This is a genomic window from Natronomonas sp. (assembly GCF_046483325.1).
GTDB lineage: Archaea > Halobacteriota > Halobacteria > Halobacteriales > Haloarculaceae > Natronomonas.
This window is the reverse complement of the sequence record NZ_JAWODL010000046.1, coordinates 18235-44689: the sequence shown is the minus strand read 5'-3', so window position 1 is coordinate 44689 and position 26455 is coordinate 18235. Positions and strand designations below refer to the sequence as shown.

Here is a 26455-nt window from a genome sequence, read left to right as displayed (position 1 = left end):
TCGGATCGCGGTCCGGGTCAACGGGAACAACAGCGGGAGTTCGGGCGTTCGAACGTCGACACCGAGATCACGGAGGGCGCCGATCGACAGCGACATGTACGGGTTCTCCGGATACCGATCGCCGTCCATGAGGAGCACGGTGAGATCGTCCGAGCGGCTCATCGGTTCTCAGCGGTAGTGATCGGGTGGGGACACCCGACCGAATGTACGTGTACACCGACACCCGCCACCAGCGCGTAAACGTCGAGAGACATGCGAAAGTGGATGTCCAAGTGGGACTTAAGTATGGATCCGATATCCCGTCGAATCGAGGCGACAACCGAGCGTTTAGGCTCAGTTACGACCAGAATAACAATCCTTCTGACCTGCCGAGAACGGCCAATGAGGAGCGTACCACTCGACGAACACGATCTTTGGCTCACGTTGGTCTGGAAATGAAAGATCGATTAAAGCGGCTCATCTCACATCTGGTTCCGACCGGGTCCGTACTGCAGCGAACGGTGAAAAGCGGTATCTGGGTGTCGGCAACGAAGATGTCGCTTCGGCTGTCGCAGATGGTGATGTTGATCATTCTCGCCCGCCTACTCGCCCCACGGGACTTCGGGCTGATGGGCGTCGCTCTGTTGACGCTCGCAGCGACCGAACGATTCACCGATTTCGGTCTCAACGCCGCACTCATCCAACAGAAGGAGACCAACGTCGACGGTTACCTCAACACGACGTGGTGTCTCGAGATCGGGCGCGGCGTGTTGGCGTTTTTAATCATATTTCTCGTGGCACCGTTTATCGCGACCTTCTTCGACGAACCGGGGGCAACGGAGGTCGTCCGAGTCCTCGCGCTCGTTCCCGTCCTGTATGGACTCCGCAATCCCGCAGTGGTGTACTTTGAAAAAGATCTCTCGTACCACAAGGACTTCGTTTATAACGCGTCCGGTGCGATCTCACAGCTCGCCGTCGGCGTCGGCTATGCGCTGTATTCGCCGACGGTGTGGGCGCTCGTGTTCGCGACGATGAGCCAGCCGGCGGTCCGCCTCGTTCTCTCGTACGTCCTCCACGACTACCGACCGTGGCCCTCGTTCGACCTCGAAATGGCCAAAGAACTCATCCATTACGGGAAGTGGATCACTGGCGCGTCGATCGTCGGCTACCTCTATAGCCAGGGCGATGACGCGTTCGTCGGGTGGTATCTCTCCGCCACGGCGCTCGGATTTTATCAGTACGCCTATCGGTTGGCGGATCTGCCCGCATCGGAGGTATCCGGAATCATCTCCAAAGTCACGTTCCCGGCGTATTCACGGATCCAGGGCGATATCGATACCCTCAGGAACGCACTCCTGCAATCGACGCGTCTCACCGCGTTCGTCGTGTTCCCGTTGACGTTCGGGATCGCGCTCGTCGCCCCGAGCTTCGTCCCCGCGATCCTCGGCGAGCAGTGGACGCCGATGATCCGCACCATGCAACTGCTCTCGATATACGGGCTGTTACACGCGATCACCCGGAACTTCGGATCGCTCTGGAAGGCGCTCAACCATCCGGATTACGTCGCAAAGCTCGGGCTTTTGCGGGTGGTCTGCATCGCGATACTCATCTGGCCGGCGACGGCCCGCTGGGGGATCGAGGGAACTGCAATGGTCGTCGTCGGCGTCTACATCTTTCCGATGTTGCCCATCGACGTCTACCTCGCCGCCAAGGTCGTCGAGGGACACTCGATGCAGATCTACCGCGAGTACCTCTATCCGTTCATCGCCGCGGCCACGATGTTCGGTAGTCTCTGGTACGCGCGCGGGTTCGTCGAACTGTCGCCGCTCGTCGAGTTCGCGATCCTCGTCCCAGCGGGGGCCGTGATATACTTCGCGGTCGCTCTGCTCCTAGAGCGGCAGTTCGATTGGGGAATAGAACACATACTACGAATGATCTCGGATGGGCTTCGAGGATGAACCGATCGAGATTCGAACCGAACGTCCGTCCGAGCGACAGCGACCTGTCGGAGCCTCGGCGGTTAGTTACCCTATACTAACCACGATTACTCGCATCCACTCAGTAAATGAAGCTCGAACACGAACGCATCGATTCGTCACCGCCGTGCGGTCGGCTCTTCGTCTGCCAGCCGGTCGATCTCACGGACAACGGACGGCCTGATCTCATCGTCGGCGGCGCGGGGAGCGAAACGCTTCCCGTGGTCGGCGTCGGAGGGGTACCGTTCGTCGGGAGGCTGTTCCGTCGACTCGAGGACGACCTGTTCTGGTATGAAAACCCCGGCTGGGAGCGACACGTCATCTCCTCGCGGTCCGATCTCAACGTGAACGGGAACGCGTTGGGGGATATCAACGAAAACGGACGCCTCGATCTACTCGTCGGGCAAGCGATCGACGATCACGGCATCTACTGGTTCGAACAACCGTCCGATCCCCGCGATCCGTGGACGGAACACCTGATCGGCGACGAGTTCGAGAAGTACCACGACCTCGCGTTCGGCGACGTCGACAACGACGGCGCGCCGGAAGTGGTGGGCGCGTCCCAGCGGAGCGAGGTCGTCTTCTACTACGACGTGCCGGAGGACCCCTACCAATCGCCGTGGCCGAGCGAGTGTCTCCACGTGATCGATCGGGGAAGAAACGTCGAAGGGCTCGAAATCGTGGATATCGACGGCGACGGGAGGAACGAACTCATCGCAGGGACGAGTATCTACCGGCGCGGCGAGGTAGCCGAGTCGTCAGCCGAGTCGACGGCTACGACGGGCGGCGGACAGCAAGCGTACACCGAACGCGGACCGGATGGAGTGGCTGACGGCGGACGAACGCGGGCCGGGGGCTGGAGACGCGAGGACATCGCCGTCGGCTGGGAGTGGACTCGGATCGCAGTCGGGGATATCGACGACGACGGCGACCTCGAGGTGGTGTTTACCGAGGGCGATCTCCCCGAACTCGGCGACCGGATGGGGCGGGTCGGCTGGTTCGATCCCCCGGCGTGGACGGCCCACATCCTTCGCGACGACCTCCACTGCCCACACTCGGTCCAACTCGTCGATTTCGATGACAGTGGACGGCTCGACATTTACGTCGCTGAGATGGGACTCGGCGAACACGACGACGAAGCGAAACACTTCGTCTTCCGTAACCTCGGTGATGGCCGCTTCGAGGAGACCGTCGTCGAGACCGCGATCCCGACACACGAAGCGAAGGCCATCGACGTGGACGGCGATGGCCGGATCGACATCGTCGGCAAATCCTACGAACCGAACGCGCACGTCGACGTCTGGTACAACAGACCGTGAGTGCGACGCCACCCAAGCCAGGACTCATGACGAACGGAAATTCACAAGACGCGAGTCAGATCGAGGAGGCCACCGACGAATCGACGGCGACGCCGCTCGTCAGCGTAGTGATTACCACGTACAATCGACCATCGTATCTACGCAAGGCGATCGAGAGCGTCCTCCGACAGCGCTACGACGAGATCGAACTCATCATCGTCGACGACCACTCCGAGACGGACACGCGCGGGGCGATTTCGGATATCGAGACTGGATCGCTGAGCGGGTTCCAATACGTCCGACACGACGAGAATCGCGGCGCGAACGCGGCGCGGAATACAGGGATAGAAGCCGCGTCAGGCGAGTACGTCGCGTTCCTCGACGACGACGACAGCTGGCTGCCCGGAAAGATCGGTCGTCAGGTCGACGCCTTCGAGACGGCCGACCGGAGCGTCGGCGTCGTGTACACCGGCATCGAGACGATACGGAGGGACGGTCACGGCGTCGAGATACCGCCGCCGATCGAGGGGGACATCACGAAAGCGTTGCTGTGTCGGAACGTCGTCGGAACGATGTCGGTCGTCATGGTCCGTACCGAGATCGCCGAGATAGTCCCGCTCGACGAGGAGTTTCCGGCATGGGCGGACCTGGAGTGGTATATTAACCTCTCGCGGCGGACCGATTTTAAACGGCTCCCGGAGCCGCTGACGGTGTACGAGTTCACATCACACGACCGGTTGAGCGACGATCTGGACAAGAAAATCCGGGGCTACGAACTGTTCATCGATCGGTTCGACTCGCTCGCGGCGTCGTACGGGTGGCTGTTCCGGCGTAAAATGCGAGGCTGGGCCGCCGAGCGGGTCGGGACTGCGGCGCTCACGGCCGGACAGTACGATCACGCTCGTCGGCTGTTCGCCACCGCGGTGGCTTCGTATCCGCTAGAGCCGACGTTCGCTGCGTACCTTCTTGCATCGACGGGCGGCCGCGTTACCCACGACATGGCCAGATGGATCAGACGGATAGCGACCTGATACCCCGTCTCGAGGAGGCCATGCCGGGGTTAATCGGTCTGTAAGTAAGTACGACACCGCCGAAGCCAAAGCGATGAGCACTCCGCGTCGACAAATCACAGGCCGATTGTACGTCCCCGCCGGAATCGAGGGGCAAATTGGACGAATGGTCCACCGGAAGGGGGGAGGAACCCCAGCGTGACCACGAAGAACCGTCACGTGGTGTTCGTCTCCCAGATGTTCCCGCCCGAAACGGGGGGAAACGCCTCTCGGATCCACGATACCGCAACCAACCTCCAGGCCGACGGCTGGGACGTGACCGTCCTCGCGCCCCCACCGTGTTACCCGCCGGGATCGTTCGATCGGAGTTGGCGACGTGCGGAAACCGAGTCAGTCGACGGAGTCACGGTCCACCGACTGTGGACCTGGCAGCCGACGGCCGAAAACCCGGGGATGGCAAAGCGACTCCCGTACTATCTCCTGTTCGGGATTCACGCGATGATCTGGCTCCTCTGGAACGTTCGAAACTACGACGTCATACTCACCTCGACGCCGCCGATCTCGACCGGAGCGCCGGGACTCGTCGCCGCGGCGCTCGGCAAACCGTGGGTCGTCGATATCAGGGATCTGTGGATCGACGCCTCGGTCTCGCTGGGCTATCTCGAGGAGGGGAGCGCCATCGAACGGATCAGTCGCCGATTCCAACGGTTCGTGTTGCACAGCGCCGATCGCCTCACGGTGACCACCGAAACGCTCGGGCGGACGGTCGGAGAGCGATACGGCGACGAACTCGAGTTGAAGACGGTCGTGATTCCGAACGGCGTCGATACGGATCGGTTCCGACCCCCGGATGGGGTATCGATCGAAGCCACCGGCAAAGTGGAAGCCGGACTCGAAACCGAAGCCATCGACGCCGGTGGAGATCGACAGCCAGGAGGAGCGAATCAAGCGCTGACCGGTGATGGTGCGTCAGACGGCGTCCTCGAACCCGATCCACCGAGCCACGAGACGGAGCGGCGAGGTTCGGCGAGCGACTCCCCGCCAACGATCGTCTACACCGGCAACCTGGGCACCGCACAGAACCTCGAAGCCTGCGTCGAGGCGATGGCGCGCGTGTCCGAGCCGGCCGTCCTTCGACTCGTCGGGAGCGGCGACGTGGAATCGAAGCTCCGTCGACTGGTCGACGAACTCGGCGTCGAGGAGCGGGTCGAGTTCACCGGACTCGTTCCTCGCGGTGAGGTCCCCGAGATCCTCCGAACGGCGACGATCGGGGTCGCACCCCTCGAAGAGACCGAAACGCTGTCGTATGCGATGCCGACGAAAGTTTACGAGTACATGGCCTGCGGGCTGCCGACCATCGTCACCGGGTGCGGTGAGATCAGGCGGTTCGTCACCGAGACGGATATCGGCGTCCACGCCGACGGCGATCCCGAGGCGCTCGCCGACCGATTCGACGAACTGCTCTCGGATGGGCCGCGTCGGCAGCGACTCGCGACACGAAGCCGCGAACACGTGGTCGAACACTACGACCGGAAGACCATCGCGCGTCGACTCAGCGACGAACTGTCCGCACTCACGGGGACGAAATGACCCGATTTAGCCGGGTCATCGACGAGTCGCCTCCGGCGAAGACGCTGTATCTCGGGGCACACACGATCGTTCGGATGAATCCACAGCAGATCGTCGGTATGGGTCTCAGAAACGCTCGCGAACGGCTCGTCCCGCGGCTGCCGGTCGACTTCGACCGTCGCTACGAGCGACGAGTCCCGGCCGATCCGCCAGTGTCGATCGACGTACTCGCGGACAATGCCGCGGTTCTCCGCGACAGTCTCGCTTCTGTCGAGCGACGACGACACCGAACCAACGCTCGGAACGTGGCCGATGGGACGATGACGTTGATGAACCGGTCGGTTTCGATCGAAGGCGGCGACTCGATCGATTGGTACGAAGATCGGTTCGACGAGCAGTCGTCGCTCTGGCGGCTGAAACTGTACGCGTTCGAGTGGCTGGGCGCGGCCGCGCTCGGTTTTGAACCGTCGGCCTCCGAGGAAGCGGTTCGAGACGCTCTCGACGCGCTGATCGGCGGGTGGGTCGAGAGTGTCGATGTCGGGGGCGAACGGTATCTCCGACGTCACTGGACGCCGTGGTCGGTTTCGTTGCGAATCCAACACTGGCTTCGGTATCTCGCCTGGCGGCGGGAGAGTGCGGATGGAATGTCCCCGGACGCCGAAGCCGCGTTCCGCCGAGAGATATACAAGAACGCGTGTTTCCTTCGAAACCACGTCGAATGGGACGTCGGCGGTAACCACCTGGTCGAGAACGGTGCCGCGCTTCTCATGGCGGGGATCGCCTTCGAATCGGTCGAGACCGACTGGATCGAAACGGGGCTGTCGATCCTCGAATCGGTCGCCGATCAGCAGTTTCTCGACGACGGCTGTCACTTCGAGCGGAGCCCGATGTACCACGCACTTGTGCTCACCAGATACCTGACGACCCAAGACCTCCTCGAACGGACGGGGCGACCGGTTCCGACTTCCGTTCGAACCGTGACGGCGGAGGCGACCGACTTCCTTCGACGGCTCCGCCCGCCGGACGGACGGATACCGCTGCTGAACGACTCCGTCTACGGGGAGGCGCACTCGTTGGACGCCTGCCTCCGTTACGCGGGCGCAGTCGGAGTCGGGCGAATTGAGGTCCGTTCGGACGTTCCCGGGACGATCCGTGAGGTCCCGCCGACGGTATCCGGGTACGAGTGGCTTCGGACGGACGCGGGGGCGATGCTCGTCGACGGGGGGCCGACCGGCCCGCCGCATCTCCCGGGACACGGACACAGCGACACGCTGGGGATCCTGCTGTGGATCGGGGATCGCCCCGTCATCACCGACACCGGGACGTTCGACTACGTCGACGGTCCCCGACGCGAGTACGCACGGGGCGTCCGCGGCCACAACACGGTGCAGGTCGGCGCGTCGGAGCCGATCGCGATCGGCGGAAAGTACTTGATGGGACCCCGGCCCCGGCCGACCGCCCGAGTTCATTCGGGCGCGGTAACGCTCTTCGAAGGGCGCTACGAAGCGGATCCCCTCGGCCGCTCGCCGTACACCCACCACCGGGCGGTCTACGCCGGTGACGACTGGTGGTCCGTCCGCGATACCGTTTCGGGCGGCGGAGAGGGTCCGGTTCGAAGCCGTCTCCACCTCCATCCGGCAGTTACACCGACACTCGAGCGAGGTCGGGTGTCGCTGCGGGCAGTCGACGAGCCGATACTTCGGGTTCACCCGACGGACGGGACGACGATCGAGATCGAAGACAGCTGGTACTATCCGCGGTTCGGCGAGGCGATACGGCGGCCGGTACTGCGAGTCGGTTCGGACGGCGATGATCCGGCGACGCTGGAGACGGTACTCACGACCGAAGACGTCGGTAAGGTCAGGTGTACGACCACGGCGGACGGGACGCGGCGGCTGCGTCTCGACGAAATCGAACACCGCCTCCCGACGCCGAAACTACACCCCGCGGAGTCGTAAGGCTCGGGTTAGGAGTCGCTTAGCTATGCGGGCGTCTCTCGAAAGGCGCGATATGGCTGGATCGCAATCGGGTGCTCGTACTGCCGCTTCGTTCGACCTCCTCGCGATCGCGACGATCTCGGTCGTGGTCGGCGGGATCGTCTCCGTCCCGGGACTCGTCCCCCCGTTCGTTCGGATCGGGTTGGGGATCGTGTTCGTTCTGTTCGCCCCCGGGTACGCGTTCGTCTCGCTGCTCCTCCCGGCGCGAACGACGAGCGAATACGGCCGACCGTGGCAGCTGACGACCGTCGAGCGACTGCTGTTGGCGGTCGGATTGAGCGGGGTCATCGTTCCTCTCCTCGGGTACGCTCACCACTATACCGCGGGGCGGATCGACGGGACGTCGATGGTCCTCTCGGTCGGCTCCGTAACGCTCGTGCTGACTGCGCTCGCGTGGGGACGACGCCGGCTGGTGACCCGACAGTTCGGGGTCGATCCATCAGGTACAATCGACCGTGTGCGGCAGTTTCTCGTCGTTCCACAACGGCGACGGGAGACCGTACTCAACGCGGTTATCGTCCTCGGGATCGTCGTTGCGGCGGCGACCATCGGGGTCACGGCCGCGACGAACGGAAACGGTGAGCGATACACCGAGTTTTACCTCCTCTCAGGGGATCCAGCGACCGAGACCGCGATCGCCGACGGTTATCCGGTCGAAGTGGCGAGTGGCGGGTCAGCCGAGGTCGTCGTCGGCATCGCGAATCACGAGCGCGAACCGATCGCGTACACGGTCGTCGTCCAACTGCAACGCATCGATCGGACGGGGGACGACCCGGCGGTCACAGAGCGCGTCGAGCTCGATACGTTCGAGGTGGCGGTGGAAAGCGGCGAGACCGAAGAGCGGTCACACGCGATCGAGCCGACGCTCGAAGGCGAATCGCTCCGGGTGACGTACCTGTTGTACACCGAGACGCCGCCCGAGGAACCGTCGGCCGAGAACGCTTATCGCTCGACTCACGCGTGGATCGACGTGACTCCATCGGTGACGCTGTCGTGACCGTCGCAATGGGTGGACACCGTGGTCTCACAGCACTAGAACGTGGCTATTCGGACGTACAAGATGTAGCCGAAGGTCAGAAAACAGAGGATTTCGACCCACACGAGCCCACGCCACCACTTCGGCCGCTCGGTGGCGGGGGCGTACAGCTGCATCATTGCGACGAGGCCGATAAACGAGATGGTGAAGTAGGTATCGACGCTGAGTCGATTGAGGGCGAAGAGCCCGACCAGCCCCACGACCATCCACGCGGCCATAGACAGCACGAAGCGATTCCGGAGTTCGGCGCTCATCGTTCGGGAGAGACGGCCGACACGCCTTGTTATGAACGGGTTAATGGGCCGAGTGGCCACCTCGGATGCCTCGGACGGGGGACAAACGGAGTGGCAAGCCGCCGCGGTAGAGGAGCGAAGAAAACCCCATCCAGTGGTGCGGTCGATCGCGGCAGCGATCGCAGTCGGCCGATCGCTAGAACGGGGGTTAAGATACCCATTACTACCACGGTAAGGGGCGACGAGCCGTACAGGGTACGAGGTGAAACCTCGCCCCGTTGCGGTTCACGGAATTGGGGTGAATAATGGACGAGACATCGACGCGATGGATGCACACGCTCGCGCTGATAGGAGTCGGCTTTTTGCTGTCGATAGCGGCGACGATATACGTGACACCGCCGGCATCGGGATACGAGGTTGATATCTACGCGATCTATCCGGCGTACTTTTGGATCTCGGTAGTCGGCGCGATGTTCGTCGGACAGCTGCTGGTCTTCCGGAGCGCCGGATCCGAACGCCGCGATAACGGGCACGTCTTCGGCATCTCGTTCATCCTCGTGTCCGTTCTTGCGCTAGTGCTCTTGCCGTACATACGGGGGTACCCCGTGTACGGACGCGCAGACGTACTCACTCACCTCGGCCTCGTCAGCGATCTCTCTGAGTACGGCATCGAGGGGAACATCTATCCGCCGACGCACCTCCTCTTGGCGTCGCTCTCCGAGGCCACTGGTATGGAGCCGATCGCGCTCATCAACCTGCTTTCTGTCGCCTTTTCGTTCCTGTTTGTCGGGTCGATGTACTTCTTCGTCACCCACCTCTTTCCGGAGCGGCAGATGGGTCGGTTCGCCCTCCCGTTCGTGTTGTTCCCGGTCGTGGGGGGCGTCCACGTAACCTCAATACCGTACGGATTGAGCATACTCATGACCCCCTTCGTCGTGTATCTCCTCCTCAAAGAGCAACGGACGCAGGTGATGTCGATTCGCCTGATGCTACTGTTTTCGATCGTCGGTATCGTGTTTTTCCACCCGCTAACGGCAGTGTTCATCGTGCTCACTTTCGTGGGATACGCCGCGATCAAACGGGTTCCGACGTTCGACACGAGTCAGCTCGGTCCGACCCACGCCGCGTCGTTTACGCTTCTCGTCTTCGGCGGCTGGTATCTGAACAACGCCGGCATCATCATTCGGTTCCGAACGGTCACGACCGATTTCTTGAATCCGGAGTCGGGAGGGTCCGAACTGGCCAGTACGAGCGAGACGGTAAATCGGACCGGTGCGGCGCTGACGGACATCGTTCGGATCGCGACGGTCGAGTACGGCGGAGAGGCGATACTGTTCGGGATCGCAACGGTCCTTCTCGCCATCGTGGTCTCGTTGTGGATTCGTAATCGGAAGGCACCAGACGTCTTCATATTCACCTTCGGCTGTACGATGTTGCTGTTCGCCGGATTAGCCGTCCTCTTTTTGACCAACGACTTCATTGTCGGCTTCGGTCGTCCCCTCATCTTCGGGAAGATCTTCGCCGCGCCGCTCGCGGGTGTCTTCTTTTACGTAATGTGGCGGAGTGATACGCAAGTGGGGCAGATAATCGCGACCGTCGGGCTCTCGATCGTGCTGTTAGCGATCGTTTCACTCACCGTGGTGGGTCTGTTTTCGTCACCGCTCATCGCGGAGACGAGTCAGCAAACGACGCAGATGGAGATCGATGGAACGGAGTGGTTCTTCGAGCACCGAAACGACGAGCTCCTCGTCGACGAGTTCGGAATCCGCCAGTACCGATTCGATCACCTGCACAACGGATCCGAGAGCCAATCACCGATGATCCGACGGGCCGAAACGAGACCACCGGACCATTTCAACTACACGACCTACGATACCCTCGGTGAAAGCTACGCCGAGGATCGGTACTTGATGCTGACTCAGTTGGGCCGAGTCACCTATCCCGCGAAGTTCCCGGACTACAGAGATCAGTGGCGGTTCACCGAGGAGGACTTCGAACGCCTGGAGTACGATCCGTCGGTCACGCGCGTCTACGACAACGGGGAGTTCGACGTCTACCGAATCAACGGTTCGGCGACGCCCCCGCCCGCGTGAGTCCCCTCGGTTTCCCCTGTCCGGTTGCGGTAAGCGTTGGATACCAACAGCACGGTTCGTTCGCTATGGAGAGTAAGCACTGCTTTCGACGGGTGTTAGGACGGTTCGGATTAATTATCTGTTATCCGATTATTCACGAGTTATTTGGTAATTTTGCTGTAAATTCATCAGACAGATAATATGTAAGAATCGAAATATTTATTCCAGTTAGATACGGATTACCGGTTGCATGGCACACAGGCAGGCAGGCCCTAGCGGCCCCCAAAGCGATGAGCTTCCCGAACCCGAACCGGGCAACGAAAGCGCGAAAGCACTGATTAACCGTCGGAAGTACCTCACTCTCGGAGCCACTGCCACGGCGGCACTCTTCGTGACCGGCACCGCCTACAGCGTCGCGGGAGATCCGGGCGACGGCGAGAACACCTACTGGACGGACTTCAGTGAGGTGTCGTTATGAGCACCTTAAACGTTCAAGAGTACGGTGCGGACGGCGACGGGAGCGCCGACGACACACCGGCGATTCAACGTGCGATCGATGACGCATCGGACGGAGACATCATCTACTTCCCGGAGCCATCGGCGCACTACCGAATCGAGAATTCGAACGGCGGAGAAGCCGTGATCGTCATCGACGGGGATCGCCACGCCAACAACCTCTCACTCGTTGGGGACGGGCGATCGACGGTGATCAAGATGGCAGACGGCGTCTCGTCGACCTACCGGATGCTCCGCCACCTCCGTCCAAACGGATTCTCGGTTACGATCCGCGATCTCGTCTTCGACGGGAACAAACAGAACGCATCCAACGCGGACGCGAGCGGGACTGCGATCGAATACCGATCGTCGGGAGCGACGGGAACCGGCGATATGCTCGTCGAAGACGTGGAGATCCGAAACTGCCTCACGAACGGCATGAACGTACAGTTCGGCGGAGTGACCGTCAATAGGCTCACGACTCACGACAACGACGGACACGGCATCGCCGTCCACACCGACTCGTCGGGCCACCACGACCCCGCGCCCGTGTTCCGGAACGTTCACTCGTACCGAAACGCCACGATGGGCGGCCGATACGCGATTGATTTCTCCGGCGGAAAGGGGGTGCTCGAAGACAGCGTTCTCGAGGACAGCGTCAACGGTGGCGGTACCAAGTGTTCGAACGGGCAGATCGAGTTCACATACCGGCGGGTTCGAGTCCAGAACAACCCCAGTCACTCGTTTCAAAACACCGGTGACGACGAAGACTCCACCATCGTGTTCGACGACGTCATATTCGAGAACGGTGGGCTGAACGTTCGTTTGAACAAAAGCGCGAACTACATCATCCCGGACGGGAGTGCGTTACTCGCGACGGGCCACGAACCGGACAACCGAGGCCAGATTCACGTCCTGCAAAACGCGACACTCGATGCGAGCAGCGCGGACGTCTACTCGAATCGAATGAGTTCGGACGAGGGGCTAAACTCCGAAACGTCGGACCAGTGCGTTATCGGGAACTACTACCACTACGAAAACGACGGCGGGAGCATCAAAGAACGGACCAACCTCAGAATCGACAATCAAGAAGAGCGCGATAAGACGAATCTTGAGTCCGTGCCGACGGCCGACGAAGTCGGCGCCTGGACCGACGGCGAGCGCGTCGAGGACGAGCCGGAAGAGGAGGACGACTCCGAGCCGATCGAGACGGACGACGAATCGACACCCGAGTCGTGGACGCCACGCTGGGCGTCGACGGAAGCCGACTGGAGTGTCGTGACCGGCTCCGAGTACGAGGGGGAGCACGCACTCAAGTTCGAGGCCGATGGAACCGATCGAACCCGATACGCGATGTCGTGGGACACCGTCGGTGAGCCCTCCGACGTCGAGATACTCGATAAAGTCCGAGTGCCGGAATTCACCGAAAACGACTCGCATGGGTATCACGGGCGGATATACCTCCGTTCGTCGATCGACAGCGGAACGGAGAACGGATACTGGCTCGAAGTTGAGACGCCGAGCGATGGGTTCCGGCTCGCAAAGTACACCGACGGGGACCTGACGACACTCAACCGCTTCGGTACGCCGTCCGAGAACACGTTCTATTATCGACGGTTCAGAGCGGATGGAGACACGCTCAGCGTCAAGATCTGGGAAGCGACGGAGCCAGAACCGTCCGCCTGGGACGTGGAAGTGACCGACACGGACCACACGGACGGGTGGGTCGGTCTCGGCTCGTTCGATACCGAGGCGGTCGAGACGGACGTCCTCAGCGTCGGTGTCGATGGCGAATCCGCACCGGGACCGTTCTCGGAGGTGTCACGCCCGCCGTCGGTTTCGTGGGTCGCGCCCGGAGACGGCGAAACCGTTCGCGGGGACGAGTCGATAGCGATCGACGTCTCGAACGTCGAGGACGACGAGTCGCCGACCGTGGAATACAGGGTCGACGACGGATCGTGGAGGGACGCGTCCTACGAGTCGGACTCGGGAACGTACGTGGACGACTGGGACACGACGACGGTTCAGGACGGGGCACACACGCTCGAGGCCCGGGTGGTCGACGCGGACACGACGGACACGGAAACGATCGAGACGACCGTCGACAACGGCATCGTCGTCGAATCGAGGCGTTCGGAGGACGTGACCGAGACCAACGCGACACTGGTCGGAGAGCTGACGTCGCTCGGCGGTCTCGATTCGGTGACGTGCTCGTTCGAGTGGCGCGCGGTTGGCTCGGAGTCGTGGAACGGCGAGGGAACACAGACGCGCGAGGCGACCGGGGCGTTCGAGGCGACGATAGGCGATCTCGAGGCGGACACGGACTACGAGTTCCGAGCCGTCGCCGAAGGATCTGATGGAGACACCGGTCGAACGGTGCCGTTCAGAACCTCGGCGGCCGACGAGACGAGCAACGGCCTCAGCATCGATCGGTTCGACGTGAGCGAGAAGACCAATCCGACGTGGACCTGGTTCGATGTCGACTGGGCGGTCTCCGACGAGGACAGAGAGCTCAATACGGTCGTTACGGAGCTCCGCTACGATGGGACGACGGTCGCGGCGGAAAGCACCAGTATCAGCGGTGACACCGCCCGTTTCTCTCACGACCTACGCGTCCGAGGCGACGTGGACGAAATACGTCTGTCGGTCAACGACACCTCGAACGAGACGCGCACCGAGACCAAATCAGTGTAGGTGAGAGCAAGCGCGATCGGTCACGTCGAGTTCGAGATCGAGTACCGCGTGTAGGCGAACGGGATTGGGCTCGCGTCAGTGGTCACGAATACGGAGTGCGGTCGCCCGAGCCAGCGCCGACATCATCCGCCGTCGGAATCCCTCGATCGATGCTGTCGAACTGCTCTCTGAGGAGTTTGTGTTCCTGCCTGAGATCCAACGTATTCCGGGAATGGAGTTGGTAGTACTCCTCTCTCGTGTACCGGTTGAGGATCTCGAGTCCGGTCCTATCGGCGACGAGATCCCCGCCAGGGTTGCCGGAATACACGTAGGTGTCGATGGTGGACGTTCGGGAACTATCGAATCGAAGCCCCTCGCCGTAGACCGCGTCGTTCGAGATAACGAGACCGCCATCGACCGACGAGTCGTCCCGAATCATGATGTTCGCGGGGTTCTCGTTGCTGCTGTTGTTTCGACGTGCAACGATTCGGTCGATCTCGTAATCGGTGTCGGACCCGAACCTGAAGCCGGCCCGGCCGTTTCCTTCGGCGATGACGTCGACGAAGGTGACCCGTGCTCGCTGCCCTACAACGGTTTCCGTCGTTGGGCGGTTGTAGCCCAGCGTCTTGTTGTCCTTGAATCGACAGCGCCGGTAGGTCGTCTCGACGACCTCCTCGGTCGTTTTCGTCCCTTGTTGATTGTTTTCGGAAACGAACCCCTCGACGACGATCTTCCCACCGGAACAGTCGATCCCGTAGAGACCGTTCCCGCTCGCGTAACACTGTCGGACTTCGATCGGCGGATCCATGTTTCGGTCGCCGTCCCCCCACGAATCGATCGCAAATCCGTGGAGTTCCGCATCGAGGGCGGTACACCTGATGTGCGAACAGCCGCCGTGAGCCGTGTGGAACCCGTTTTGATTCGCGTTTATCGACCATATGTCCCGCAGCGTGATGTCGGCGGTGGTCGTGCTGGTGTCCGCCTTCCCGATATCGACGTTCCAGCCACCCAGTCCGGCGGCCTGCGTCTGATCATATTTCGATCCGTCGATTTTGAAGTTCTCGAGTACGAGGCCGTCGATACCGGGGCCGATGGCAACCTCGATAACGGTGTGGTTACTGACGTGACCACCGTCCATTTTGAGGACGCTCTCTTCGCCTTTCCCTCGGATCGTCAGCCCGTCCGGGTGGTTGTTTCCGTTTATCACGATCGCAGCGGTGCCGGCCTGTTCTTTGTTCGCCCCCGAAACGAGGGCGGTACCGCTCGGTAAGACGACCGTATCCCCCGGTTCGGCGGCATCGATCGCGTCCTGAATCGCCGCCGTATCGTCGGTTTGCCCGTCGAGCGCCGCACCGAAATCCCTGATATCGAGTACTGAGTCGTCCTCCGGTGGTTCGGGCGTCTCCTCGTCCGGTGTGGCCGTCGGTTCCGGTTCGAGTCGATTACAGCCCGCGAGTGCCACGAAGGGTAGTGAACAGAGTCCCAAGAGCTTCCGGCGTGAGATCACGGTATCGAGTTTCTGCCGGCAACCCATAGTTATGCAGATGATACCACCACACGTGACGCTACTCCACTTGATCGGCGGGCGAGGAAGAATCTGGAGCCGGAGGCGGTACGAGCCGCTTGACATCGGTGTGTCCCGCCGGGATCGCGGTGCTTTCGGAAGTTTCGAGCGCGGTGGCTCGAGATCGTTGCCACTCGGAATGTCGAGCGAAGATGCGGACAGGGATGCGATCGAGTTCGAGGATCTTCGCGATCGCGAGTCGGTGTCGGCCGTTGAAGTTGAAGAACAGCTCCCCGGACCGGCCGATGTTGACGTCGATCTCGTAGTGTTCGGGGCAGGGGAACGTCGACTGTTTGAGCGGTATATGCGCGTCTGCTTCCAGTTCGCGCTGTGTTTGGTACCCGTTCGACCGAATGAACTCGAATAGCTCGTCGACCCGGGCTAATCGGTCGGCGGTCGATTCGACCGTCGGATACTGGCCGATCACTCCGGGGTGGCGTTCTATCCATCGGTACCACTCGGTTTCTTCCCACGGAATCTGTGCCTCGAAGTGGTCCCGCATCGACCGGTAGAGCGCGTGCGTCTCGAACGGTGCGATCACGGGCGGATCGAACGCCCGCGTGTACCACACGCCGTCGTACGTCGGGCGGCGATCCCAGTCCCCACCGACGACGTGAGAGCCGTACTTCGAGAGACCCAACTGCCCCATCAACGACGGGAGCGTACAGTACTCGATATCGGCCGGATCGACCCAGAGAAGTTCGTACGGCCGGGGAGCCGCGTTTCCGTATCGGACGATGTGACCGACGTGGCGCGCTTTCGCTGCTGCGAAGTCCCACAACTCCGTTGCGCCGTTCCGAAGCGAAATAAGGTCGCTTCGTGGTGTCTGAAATACAGTCATCTGTCGAATGCCATCAGTCGTCGGTATGTCTGGTGTGAGGATCGAGCCATCCCGAAACCAGCCGTTGCTCCGGTTCGGGTGTCAACGCACGTCGTGACGTGACCGATGGCGGCCGCGAACATCGTAACTGAACCGCTCCATACGGGGAAATCCGGAACATACGTTCGTTCCAGCACCGATCTCAATAGTTATATAGAGCATAATATAGCCGTTTCGAGGATCACCGCCGAGAGCGTACGCGCACGGCTCTTTACACGGAATGCGGACGGCGCTTCGAACGGTCGCGATCGATACCGGATCGCGCTCGCGACGATGATTAGCGCGTGACCTGTGGCTGGGGGCGATCGGAATCGGATAGCACCCGCTGTGCCACCGTGCCCATCGTCTCGATCGTCAACTCGTCTCGCGCCCGCCAGTCCGCCAGCATCGACAGGATGGCCTCCATCCGCTGCATAGACGCCCGATCGGTGAGATCGTTCGGGTGAAGCCACAGGTGGAACAGACCGCCTGTCCGACGGACCCGTTCGAGACCCGTCCTCGTGAGCCGGACGGCCGGATCCTCGGTGAGCGTCGCGATGTGGCTCCACGGCTGACCCCTGTATCCACCGATGAAAAGCGATGCCGGAAGCTCCACCAGACCGTACTCGTCGATACGAGGTGAGACCACCGGCGGGGACACTTTTCCAGTCAACGAACCGATCAGCGCCCCTATCCCTCTCGATTTGGGAATCGACGGGTAGGTGTGCGGCCGTCGACCGCGGTAGCAAACGAAACCGCTCTCCGCGAGCTCGCGACGGTGGTCGATCTCGTTTCGAGGGAAGACGAACGATCGGAAATCGAGGTCGTATTGCTCCCCGGCCATCCGCGAGAACCGAAACTCCGCCTCGGCGACCTCCGGCGGAACGTCCGAGAGGACGACGTGCGAAAAGCTGTGGCTAGCGACTTCGTGGTCAGCATCCGACGCGACGATCGATTCGACGAGATCCGTGGCAAACCACTCGTTCGGACGCTGAATAACGTCGTCGTAGTAGGTGGCGAACCACTGCTCACCGAGGGGGTGTGTCTTCCGAATTCGCTCGTCGTCCATAAGTAGCTCGCCGACGACGGCCCACGTCGCCGGAACTCGATACTCGTCGAACAACTCGACGAGCCGTCGCCACGATGTTCTGGCGTTCGAGACCTGTCTTCGCTCCCGTTCGGCGAGTGGAAACTGGTCGTGGAATCCCCAGGCCAGCTCGGCATCCAACGAAATGACGACCGTTCCCGGCGGTTCGTCGCTCATGTCCCCACACACCGCCGTAGCGAAACGACATCTGTACACACATCTATCCCCGAGGGAGCCGTCGGAACACCGTCACCGACGACGCGACCGAACCATATCGCACCGACGACGCCCAGATCCCCATCCAGTATGCCATGCGAGGGCATGACCAACAACAAACACCGGTAATAAAAGGTTATGTCATACGTAACATAGCATATAGTCCCGGTTTAATTTGCGGGGTTAGCAGTAATCTAGAGCGAAAACGGACAAAAACGATTCGAGTCGATCGCTAACGGATCCCGGGTCGTTCTCACGCAGTGCCCGCTGACGCGCTCGCTCGCCGATTCGGCGTCGCTCCGCGGGAGTATCGAGCAAAAACTCGACCCGGTTTCGCAGCGCCCCGGTCGAGTCGGGATCGACGAGAAAGCCGGTATCGCCGTCCGAGATCTGATCGCGCATCCCATGGGCGTCGTTGGCGACAACCGGGAGAGCGGCGGTCTGTGCCTCCAAGACGACGTTCGGATAGCCGTCGAGATCCGACACGTACGCGAACACGTCCGCCAGCGCGTACAGATCCGCGACGTTATCGACGTATCCCAAGACGTGAACGCGACGACGGACGTCCGGGTCGTCGATTCGATCGTCGAGTTCGGAGACGAGTGTTTCGTGATGCTGGCCGCCGCCGGCGACGACGTAAGAGAGTTCATCGTCGTCGCGAAGTAGCGGCAGTACCTCCGAAAGGATCGTCTCTACGCCGTCGTATTTCGCCCGGAATTTGAGGTTCGTCACCGTGAGGAGCACGCGTTCGGTCTCGATGCCGAATCGCTCGCGGGCTGCGGACGCCGATCCGGTTCGAAACGTGTCCGTCGTGATCGGGACCGGGACGACGCCGATGCGTTCGTGCGGGCACCCGGTTCGGGCGGTGACGACGTCGCGTAGCGCCGCCGAAACGACGACGTAGCCGTCAGCGCGTTCGAGTATGTATTGGTTCAGCGCCTGGCTGATGCGGTGTCGAAGATACGCCGGGATGTCCCGACGCTCCCAAGCGGGGTCGAGTCGCTCCTCTTCGATCGTACGCCAGTGATCGCCGACGAGTCGAGCGACGATCGGAACGCCGTGGCGGGAGGTGATCCACGCCGCCGGCGCGCCGATCGTTTCGAAGCAATCGAGGAGAACGACGTCCGGTCGGTATCGGCGAATCGCCGCGTCAGTCCGACGAAGGGCCGCCAGCGCGCGAACCGGCGGCGCGGCGTCGGCGTCGAGCGAGAGGACGTTCGTCTCCGCGTCCATCCCCGAAACTGAGTTGAGCACTTCCGCGGGACGGTGGGAGGCGATGACGAGTATCGAAGGGGCGTCCGCGTCGGTCATTCGATCGCCGCCCGATGGATCTCTCGAAGCCGTCTCGCGTGGCCGTCCCAGGTCCATTCCCGCTCGACTAGCCGTTCGTATCCGGCCCGACCGAACCGACGAAGCAGGGCCGGATCGCTCGTGAGTGACTCCAACGCGTCGCGAAGTGCGGTCACGTCGCCCGGCGGAACGAGACGCCCGGTCTCCCCGTCGACGACCTGCTCTCCGACGCCGCCGACATCGGATGCGAGGACGGCCGTCTCGCTGGCCATCGCCTCGTAGATGACCGTCGGTCTGCCCTCGGCGTGACTCGGGAGCAAGAGCAGGTCGGCGATAGCGAACCACTCTCGAAGTGTTTCCGAGGTCACCCCCGTGTAGATGTGCCGGTCGGAATACTCGCTCTCCGCGACGCCGCGCCGGAGATCGGTTTCGAGCGGCCCACCGTACCCGATGAAGGCGAACGTCGTCTCCGAAACGTCGAGATCCGAGAGGAGTTCGACGATCTCATGAATCCCCTTACGTTTCGAGAACGCGCCGACGAAAAGAACGACCGTCGTCTCGGGGGCGATACCCAACTCGCGACGGATCCGTGCGCGCCGGTCAACGGGAAACTCGTCGGGATCGGCACCGATCGGGACCGTGGTTACCTTCGACGGATCCGTGAGCGTCCGAGCCTTCGCAGCGAGCGCGTCGCTCACACAGAGCACGCCGCTGGCCACCGCCAACGTCTCGCGGATTCGCGCGTCGACACCGGGTGGGTGCTCCCCGAACTCGTTGAGAAGCGCTCCGTGTGCGACGACGAACAGCGGCACGTCGTGTTTGCGAACGTACGGAAGCATACCGTAGCCGTCGGGAAAGATGTGACAGGCGTGAACGACGTCGGGCGTCTCGAACGTCCGCTCGACGTATCGGGGGATCCGGCGAGCGTACGACTCCCCGGAGAGCCCGTAGAACAACCGCTTCGGGACGAGATACCAGAATCGAGGGTAGTGGACCGTGTACGGACCACAATCCTTCACCTCCGGAATAGAGGTGTACGACGAGTACGGTCCGACCGGCGGCGCGAACGGACGTGGGGAAACCGCCTCGACGGAGAGACCGGACGTCGCGAGCGACTTGATGATACGGTGGTTGAACAGACCCCGATACGGCTTGAGCGTATCGGGGTGATTGATAGCGCTCGTGAGGACTGAGTACATTGCTGTCTTCACCGTGGGTGGGGGACAGACACCTAAGAGTATACAGTGATTATCGGGTAACTCCTCCGGCGACGATCCGTTCGCTCACCGGTTTGCGAGTTTACGCACCGTGCGAGGAACGTTTGGATACGCGAGCAAGACCGCGACGAGGAGACCGCCAACGACGAGGCCGATCGCCGTCGTTGTCGATCCCCCCGTGAGACTGAGGACGATAACCGCCGCGGCGAACGCCAGGGCAGCCACGACCACCCCCGAGGCGAGACGGACGGATCGCTCCGAGAACAGTTCGAAAAAGATGGCTTTGAGAAGCGTCAATCCGTGCATCAGCGGGTGTTGGCTGCTCGGGTTCTCCATGTCGTACTCGATGTTCGTCGGGACCTCCCCGACCTCGAATCCCTCCCTGGCTGCGCGAAAGAGGATGTCGAGGCTCGCTCCCATGCCGTCGCCGATCTCGCCGCTCCGCGCGAAAGTTTCTATCGCGTCGCGCCCGTAGGCGCGGAACCCACTTTGGGTGTCCGCGGCGGTCGTCGTCGAGTAACGAAGCCGAATACCGGCGTTCGTGAGGGCGTTGATAACGAGTAACCCGAGGCGGCGATACGTCGGAAGCCGCGTCTCCGAGTCACCGACGAACCGACTGCCGACGATTATATCCGCGCCGTATCTTCGCTGCGCCTCGAGGAGCTTCGGAATGTCGTCCGGGTCGTGCTGTCCGTCGCCGTCGAGGATCACCAACTGCTCGCTGCCGGTGTCGCGTGCGTGCTCGAAGATCGTCCCGAGCGTCGCTCCGTAGCCACGGTTGCTTCCGTGGGCGATGACCGTCGCGCCGGCCCGCTTGGCTCGTTCGACCGTCTCGTCGTCGCTCCCGTCGTCGACGACGACGACCTCGTCGGCATACCGATCGGCCGCCGTGACGATCTCGGCGATCATCTCCGCCTCGTTGTACGCGGGGATACCGACCATGACGGTCGCCGACGATCGTCGACGACCGGTCGTCCGAGCGGCCGGGACCGACCCCCGCCGAGTCGGACGATCCCGCTCGCTCCTGGTTCGACCCCGGACGGTTTCGGTGGAGAAATCGTCCGTGTGAACCATCGCGCGCCGACCTTGGAGGGGAATACGTCCTGTCATCGTTGCATTCACCCCGGCGGATTTGGGACAGTCCGGGGTATACAACACGATTGGTGAGAGACCGAAATTGTTACAAGCGCCATAATGTCGGGCGACTGAATCGGACGAAAGCGGACTGACGATCTACACCGACAGGGCGGTCCCCCCCCCTCGGGAACCGCTAGGTCAGCGGGGAATTCACGAGCGTATGAGGCGGCTGCCACCGAAGTAATCGACACATAACAAAGTCCCTTTTCGAGGTATTACGTTCAACATTGCAGCTCTTCGAGAGCGTACACTCATGGCCACACTCATCGATCAAATCTGCACGAAGGCGAGCCTCGAAACCCGTCGACTCCAGTTCCGCGTTCAGCGGACGCCAAGCGTTCTGGATGTCGAACGGTTGGCCCAGCAGTTGAACGAGCGTCCGAACGTACTGTTTCTTTGCACCGGAAACATCTGTCGGAGCCCGTTCGCGGAACGATATCTTCGAGACGCCCTCCGAAACCGTTCCGAAGAACGGATGCTCGTCGATTCGGCGGGCATCCGGACCCATCAAGGGCGATCGAGTCCCGAACAAGCCGTCTCGGTCGGCACCGAGTTCGGGGTCGATCTGTCAGATCATCGTTCGAAACCGGTGACAGAGGCGCAGCTGGAGTGGAGTGATATCGTCTTCGTCATGGACCTACACAACGATCACTATCTCCGGCGGAAGTTCGGGCGCCAACCGGGAACCTACTTCCTCGGCGCACTCACCCCCGACGACGCCGTGGAGATAGCGGATCCGTACGGAGGCGGTGAATCGACGTTTCGATCCCTCTACAGCGAAATCGTCTCCGCCATCGACGAGGGACTCGCGCTCGTCGTCGAGGACGGATGACCCGGGCGCGCGACTCCGTGATCGTTCCGGCGATCGGCGTCCCGAGCAGTCTCGCGGCTGTTCGATCCCTTGGGCGGGCGGGTGTGGACGTTATCGCGGTGTCGAGCGATCCGAACCCGCCGTCGTTCGCGTCGACGTACTGTACGCGATCGGTCGTCGTCCCATCCCCTTCGATGTCGCTGTCCGCCTACAGCGACGCGCTGCTCGAAGTCCTCGAGAAAACGGGGAGTAGGGCAATCTTACCCATGCGTGAAGCCGATGTATACGCGCTCGCGCGGAGCAGTGCCGCGTTCGCCGAACACATCACACCGATGTGGCCGTCCCCGGAGACGCTCCGCAACGCCCAAGACCGATCGCAACTCTTCGAGGCGGCCGACGCGGTCGGGGTTCCACGGCCGGAGACGAAACCGCTAACGGACTGGCCCGACCACGAGCGCCCCGTCGTCGTCAAACCCAGATACACCATTCTCGTCGACGAATCCGACGATAGGGCGCGGTATCCGGGCGTTCGGGTGTACGAACCCGAGGAACGTCCGAATCCGGATGCGATCGTCGAGGAGATGGGCCACAGACCGCTTCTCCAGGAGTTCATCCCGAACGGCGGCGAGTTCGGCTACTTCGCGCTGTTCGACCGCGGTGAACCGGTTGCGACGTTTCAACACGAGCGAATCCGAAGTCACGCATACGGTGGCGGCGCGAGCGTCTATCGGAGGTCGGTCCACGTACCGACGTTGGATCGCTACGGAGCGGGGTTGCTGTCCGAGTTGCGCTGGCACGGCCCCGCGATGGTCGAATTCAGACGCGACGCCCGCGATGGCTCCTTTCGGCTGATGGAGATCAACCCACGCTACTGGGGATCGCTCGCCCTTCCGATCCATGCGGGGGTCGACTTTCCGCGTTATCACTACCAACTGGCCGTCGGTGACGTTCCCTCGATCGAACCGGGCGTGTACGACACTGATGTCGGGTGTCACAAACTGCGCGGCGAACTCCTCTACCTGTACAACGTCTATCGGGGAGTCGGGAACGGGCCACGTCCCTCACTCGGCGGTGAGTGTGCCTCTGTGCTTCGCTCGCTGTACCGAGATCCGAGGTTCGATTACCTCGATCTCGAGGATTTGAGGCCGTTTTTCGCGGATCTGCGGAACACGGTCGGGCAGATATCTGCCGAGAGATAGCCTTCGTGTACCGGCCTCCACCGGAGAGTTCGAGGTGCGAAGACGGTGTATAACAAAGCCTGAAAACGCGGTTGTAACGAACGACAGTGGCCGGCGGACGCCGCGGGATGGCACCGACCGGACACCGACCATCCATGTCTCAGAAAGCACCACGAGCCACCCCACCGAGCGTCGACGGAGCAGTGACGGAGCGGTCCGTAATAAGGGAGACGAAATCACAGATCTTGAACCCACACGGGGGGAGACTCGCGTGCGGCTCGACTGACACCCCACCCAAGATAGGTCGACCCGGAGGGGAAACGAAATGAGCGAACACGTTGTCTTCGTGCTCGGGACCCGTCCCGAGATCATCAAACTCGCGCCGGTGATACACGCGTGTTCGGATGCGAAGATACCCTACACGATCGTCCACACCGGACAGCACTACTCGGAGACGCTTGATTCGGTGTTCTTCGAGCAGTTGGAACTCCCCGATCCGGACTACAATCTCGGCGTCGGATCGGGAAGCCACGGCAAACAGACCGGTGAGATGCTGATCGGAGTCGAACAGGTGCTCGAAGAGATCGATCCCGAAACGGTGCTGGTACAAGGAGATACGAACAGCGTGCTTGCCGGGGCCATCGCGACGAGCAAGATGGACATCGATCTCGGCCACGTCGAGGCGGGGCTGCGAAGCTTCGATCGGAGCATGCCCGAGGAGACGAACCGCATCGTCGCGGACCACATCTCGGAATACCTGTTCGCGCCGACCGTACAGAGCGAACAGCAACTTCGACGCGAGGGAATCGAAGAGGAGCGGATCACCGTCACCGGGAACACGGTCGTCGACGCCGTGTACCGAAACCGGACGCTAGCCCGCGAAAAGAGCACGGTGCTCTCGACGTTGGGACTCGACGGGCGGCCGTTCTTTTTGATGACGGCCCATCGAGCCGAAAACGTCGACGATGAGGACCGATTCCGGTCGATACTGCGCGGCGTCGATCGGGCAGCGCACGAACGCGACGTCGAGGTCGTCTATCCGATACATCCGCGTGCGGAGCAGCGACTCGCGGAGTTCGACATCGAGGTGCCCGAACGTATCCGGACGATCGAGCCCCAGGAGTACCTCGACTTCCTTCGGTTGGAGGCGGCGGCCGAACTGATCGTGACCGACTCGGGGGGCGTACAGGAAGAAGCCTGCATTCTCGGCGTCCCGTGTGTGACGATGCGCGACAGCACGGAGCGTCCCGAAACCATCGAGGTCGGGGCGAATCGACTCTGTGGTACCGATCCCGCCGCCATCGCCCGAAGCGTCGACGAGATGCTGGGGGCCGACACCGGTTGGGAGAACCCGTTCGGGGATGGAAACGCGAGCGAGCGCATACTCGAGGCGCTCGGCGTGAGCATCGAGCGAGGTGTGGCATGAGTACCGTCTGCGTTCACGGGTTGGGGTACATCGGCCTCCCGACGGCGACGATGTTGGCCAACTACGACCACGACGTGTTCGGATACGACACGGACGCGGGGGTTCGCTCGAACCTCCGGGATGGAAACGTCCACTTCGAGGAGCCCGGGCTTCGTGCGTTCGTCACGCAGGCGCTCGAATCGGGGCAGTTGGAGATCGCGGACGAGGTGGTCCCGGCGAAGTACCACGTTATCTGCGTGCCGACGCCGTTCGACGAGGAATCGAAGACGGCGGAGCTCGAGTACGTCCAGTCGGCTGGCCGAGCGGTCGCCGACCACCTCCGACGCGGCGACACCGTGATTTTGGAGTCGACGGTGCCGCCGGGAACGACCGACGGAGTGTTGGGACCGATTCTCGAGGAGTCGACGCTCTCGGCGGGCGACGACTTCTCGCTCGTTCACTGTCCGGAGACGGTGCTTCCCGGGAACATCATCACCGAGCTTCGGGAGAACAACCGGATCATCGGCGGCGTCAACGCCGTCTCGGCCGAATCGGCGGTTCGGCTCTACGAGTCGTTCGTGGACGGCGAGATACGGACCACGACGGACACGACGGTGGCGGAGTTCGTCAAACTGATTCAGAACACCTTCCGCGACGTCAACATCGCGTTGGCGAACGAGATCGCGATGCTCGCCGCGGATTACGATATCGATGCCCGCGGCGCGATCGATCTCGCCAACAGCCATCCGCGAGTCGACATCCTCCAGCCGGGGCCTGGCGTCGGCGGTCACTGTCTGCCGATCGATCCGTGGTTTTTGGGCGACGGATCGGAACGGCTCGATCTCATCTCGACCGCTCGACGCATAAACGACGGGATGCCGGGCTACATCATCGAGCTACTCCGCGAGGAACTCGGCGATCTGGACGGCCGGACCATCGCGATCCTCGGCGTGGCGTACAAAGGGAACGTCGGTGATACTCGGATGAGTCCGGGCCTCGCCTTGGCTAACCAACTGCAACGTGTCGACGTCGCACAACCGACCGCGGCGGACGGGGGAACGGGGACGATAGACGGACCGTCGGTCAGAATCCACGACCCGCACGTGATCGATTCGACGCTCAATCTCTCGGACCTGGAGACCGCGACAACCGGGGCCGACGCTGTCGTGATCGCCACCGATCACGACGAGTTCGAATCGCTCGATCCAGGCACGCTCAGCGAGTGGATGGCGGGCGACGTGGTGATCGACGCGAAAGGGGTGCTGTCGCCGTCGGTGTGGAAGCGGTCTGGATTCACTGTTCGTCGAATTTAACCTGTTTTTTCGGCGTATTTATTGAATATCGGTTTTTTAA

The 26455-nt window shown here is 62.0% G+C and carries 20 protein-coding genes; 13 read left to right on the top strand and 7 right to left on the bottom strand.

Annotated elements, in window-relative coordinates; all coding sequences use genetic code 11:
* Nucleotides 1-434 precede the first annotated feature (434 nt).
* The 6 genes from R6U53_RS14010 (at nucleotide 435) to R6U53_RS13985 (ending at nucleotide 8826) form a co-directional block, all read left to right on the top strand.
* Nucleotides 435-1937 (top strand): lipopolysaccharide biosynthesis protein, encoded by a 1503-nt coding sequence (locus R6U53_RS14010; RefSeq protein ID WP_410322994.1) that lies wholly within the window; start codon nucleotides 435-437, stop codon nucleotides 1935-1937.
* Between the two features lie 107 nt (nucleotides 1938-2044).
* Nucleotides 2045-3274 carry an FG-GAP-like repeat-containing protein gene (locus R6U53_RS14005; protein ID WP_410322993.1) on the top strand — a complete coding sequence of 410 codons (1230 nt, stop codon included), beginning with the start codon at nucleotides 2045-2047 and terminating at the stop codon, nucleotides 3272-3274.
* 26 nt (nucleotides 3275-3300) lie between these two features.
* A complete protein-coding gene (locus tag R6U53_RS14000; protein WP_410322992.1) occupies nucleotides 3301-4284 on the top strand; it encodes a glycosyltransferase family 2 protein in 984 nt (327 codons plus the stop codon).
* Between the two features lie 177 nt (nucleotides 4285-4461).
* Entirely contained in the window at nucleotides 4462-5853 is a 1392-nt protein-coding gene (locus R6U53_RS13995) for a glycosyltransferase family 4 protein (protein WP_410322991.1), read from the top strand.
* Complete coding sequence (locus tag R6U53_RS13990; RefSeq protein ID WP_410322990.1) at nucleotides 5850-7790, top strand: heparinase II/III family protein; 1941 nt, start codon at nucleotides 5850-5852, stop codon at nucleotides 7788-7790. Before R6U53_RS13995 ends, R6U53_RS13990 begins: the two co-directional genes overlap by 4 nt.
* 52 nt (nucleotides 7791-7842) lie before the next feature.
* Nucleotides 7843-8826 carry a DUF1616 domain-containing protein gene (locus tag R6U53_RS13985; RefSeq protein ID WP_410322989.1) on the top strand — a complete coding sequence of 328 codons (984 nt, stop codon included), beginning with the start codon at nucleotides 7843-7845 and terminating at the stop codon, nucleotides 8824-8826.
* A 35-nt stretch (nucleotides 8827-8861) separates the two neighbouring features.
* On the opposite strand, the gene R6U53_RS13980 is transcribed toward R6U53_RS13985, so the two are convergent.
* The gene (locus R6U53_RS13980) at nucleotides 8862-9119 is read right to left on the bottom strand and encodes a hypothetical protein (RefSeq protein ID WP_410322988.1); all 258 of its coding nucleotides are present in this window, start codon (nucleotides 9117-9119) and stop codon (nucleotides 8862-8864) included.
* 284 nt (nucleotides 9120-9403) lie between these two features.
* On the opposite strand from R6U53_RS13980, the gene R6U53_RS13975 reads away from it, so the two are divergent.
* The 3 genes from R6U53_RS13975 (at nucleotide 9404) to R6U53_RS13965 (ending at nucleotide 14359) form a co-directional block, all read left to right on the top strand.
* The gene (locus R6U53_RS13975) at nucleotides 9404-11191 is read left to right on the top strand and encodes a hypothetical protein (protein WP_410322987.1); all 1788 of its coding nucleotides are present in this window, start codon (nucleotides 9404-9406) and stop codon (nucleotides 11189-11191) included.
* 229 nt (nucleotides 11192-11420) lie between these two features.
* Nucleotides 11421-11648 carry a hypothetical protein gene (locus R6U53_RS13970; RefSeq protein WP_410322986.1) on the top strand — a complete coding sequence of 76 codons (228 nt, stop codon included), beginning with the start codon at nucleotides 11421-11423 and terminating at the stop codon, nucleotides 11646-11648.
* Entirely contained in the window at nucleotides 11645-14359 is a 2715-nt protein-coding gene (locus R6U53_RS13965) for a glycosyl hydrolase family 28-related protein (protein WP_410322985.1), read from the top strand. The genes R6U53_RS13970 and R6U53_RS13965 overlap by 4 nt, the downstream gene beginning before the upstream one ends.
* Nucleotides 14360-14441: 82 nt before the next feature.
* Here R6U53_RS13965 and R6U53_RS13960 read toward each other — a convergent pair whose 3' ends face one another.
* From R6U53_RS13960 to R6U53_RS13935, 6 genes are all read right to left on the bottom strand, one after another.
* Nucleotides 14442-15872 (bottom strand): glycosyl hydrolase family 28-related protein, encoded by a 1431-nt coding sequence (locus tag R6U53_RS13960; protein ID WP_410322984.1) that lies wholly within the window; start codon nucleotides 15870-15872, stop codon nucleotides 14442-14444.
* 31 nt (nucleotides 15873-15903) lie between these two features.
* Entirely contained in the window at nucleotides 15904-16743 is an 840-nt protein-coding gene (locus tag R6U53_RS13955) for a hypothetical protein (RefSeq protein WP_410322983.1), read from the bottom strand.
* A 316-nt stretch (nucleotides 16744-17059) separates the two neighbouring features.
* Nucleotides 17060-18025, bottom strand: coding sequence for a polysaccharide deacetylase family protein (locus R6U53_RS13950; protein ID WP_410322982.1), 966 nt, complete (start codon nucleotides 18023-18025; stop codon nucleotides 17060-17062).
* A gap of 222 nt (nucleotides 18026-18247) precedes the next feature.
* Complete coding sequence (locus tag R6U53_RS13945; protein WP_410322981.1) at nucleotides 18248-19375, bottom strand: glycosyltransferase family 4 protein; 1128 nt, start codon at nucleotides 19373-19375, stop codon at nucleotides 18248-18250.
* Nucleotides 19372-20553, bottom strand: a complete 1182-nt coding sequence (locus R6U53_RS13940; protein WP_410322980.1) for a glycosyltransferase family 4 protein — start codon at nucleotides 20551-20553, stop codon at nucleotides 19372-19374. The genes R6U53_RS13945 and R6U53_RS13940 overlap by 4 nt, the downstream gene beginning before the upstream one ends.
* Before the next feature lie 84 nt (nucleotides 20554-20637).
* The gene (locus tag R6U53_RS13935) at nucleotides 20638-21645 is read right to left on the bottom strand and encodes a glycosyltransferase family 2 protein (protein ID WP_410322979.1); all 1008 of its coding nucleotides are present in this window, start codon (nucleotides 21643-21645) and stop codon (nucleotides 20638-20640) included.
* Between the two features lie 316 nt (nucleotides 21646-21961).
* Here R6U53_RS13935 and R6U53_RS13930 point away from each other — a divergent pair, with 316 nt between their 5' ends.
* The 4 genes from R6U53_RS13930 to R6U53_RS13915 all read left to right on the top strand — a co-directional run bounded on the left by R6U53_RS13930 (nucleotide 21962) and on the right by R6U53_RS13915 (nucleotide 26415).
* Complete coding sequence (locus R6U53_RS13930; RefSeq protein WP_410322978.1) at nucleotides 21962-22540, top strand: low molecular weight protein-tyrosine-phosphatase; 579 nt, start codon at nucleotides 21962-21964, stop codon at nucleotides 22538-22540.
* Nucleotides 22537-23718 (top strand): carboxylate--amine ligase, encoded by a 1182-nt coding sequence (locus R6U53_RS13925; RefSeq protein ID WP_410322977.1) that lies wholly within the window; start codon nucleotides 22537-22539, stop codon nucleotides 23716-23718. Before R6U53_RS13930 ends, R6U53_RS13925 begins: the two co-directional genes overlap by 4 nt.
* A gap of 304 nt (nucleotides 23719-24022) precedes the next feature.
* Nucleotides 24023-25123, top strand: coding sequence for a non-hydrolyzing UDP-N-acetylglucosamine 2-epimerase (gene wecB / locus R6U53_RS13920; protein ID WP_410322976.1), 1101 nt, complete (start codon nucleotides 24023-24025; stop codon nucleotides 25121-25123).
* Nucleotides 25120-26415, top strand: a complete 1296-nt coding sequence (locus R6U53_RS13915) for a nucleotide sugar dehydrogenase (RefSeq protein WP_410322975.1) — start codon at nucleotides 25120-25122, stop codon at nucleotides 26413-26415. The genes wecB and R6U53_RS13915 overlap by 4 nt, the downstream gene beginning before the upstream one ends.
* Nucleotides 26416-26455: the final 40 nt, after the last annotated feature.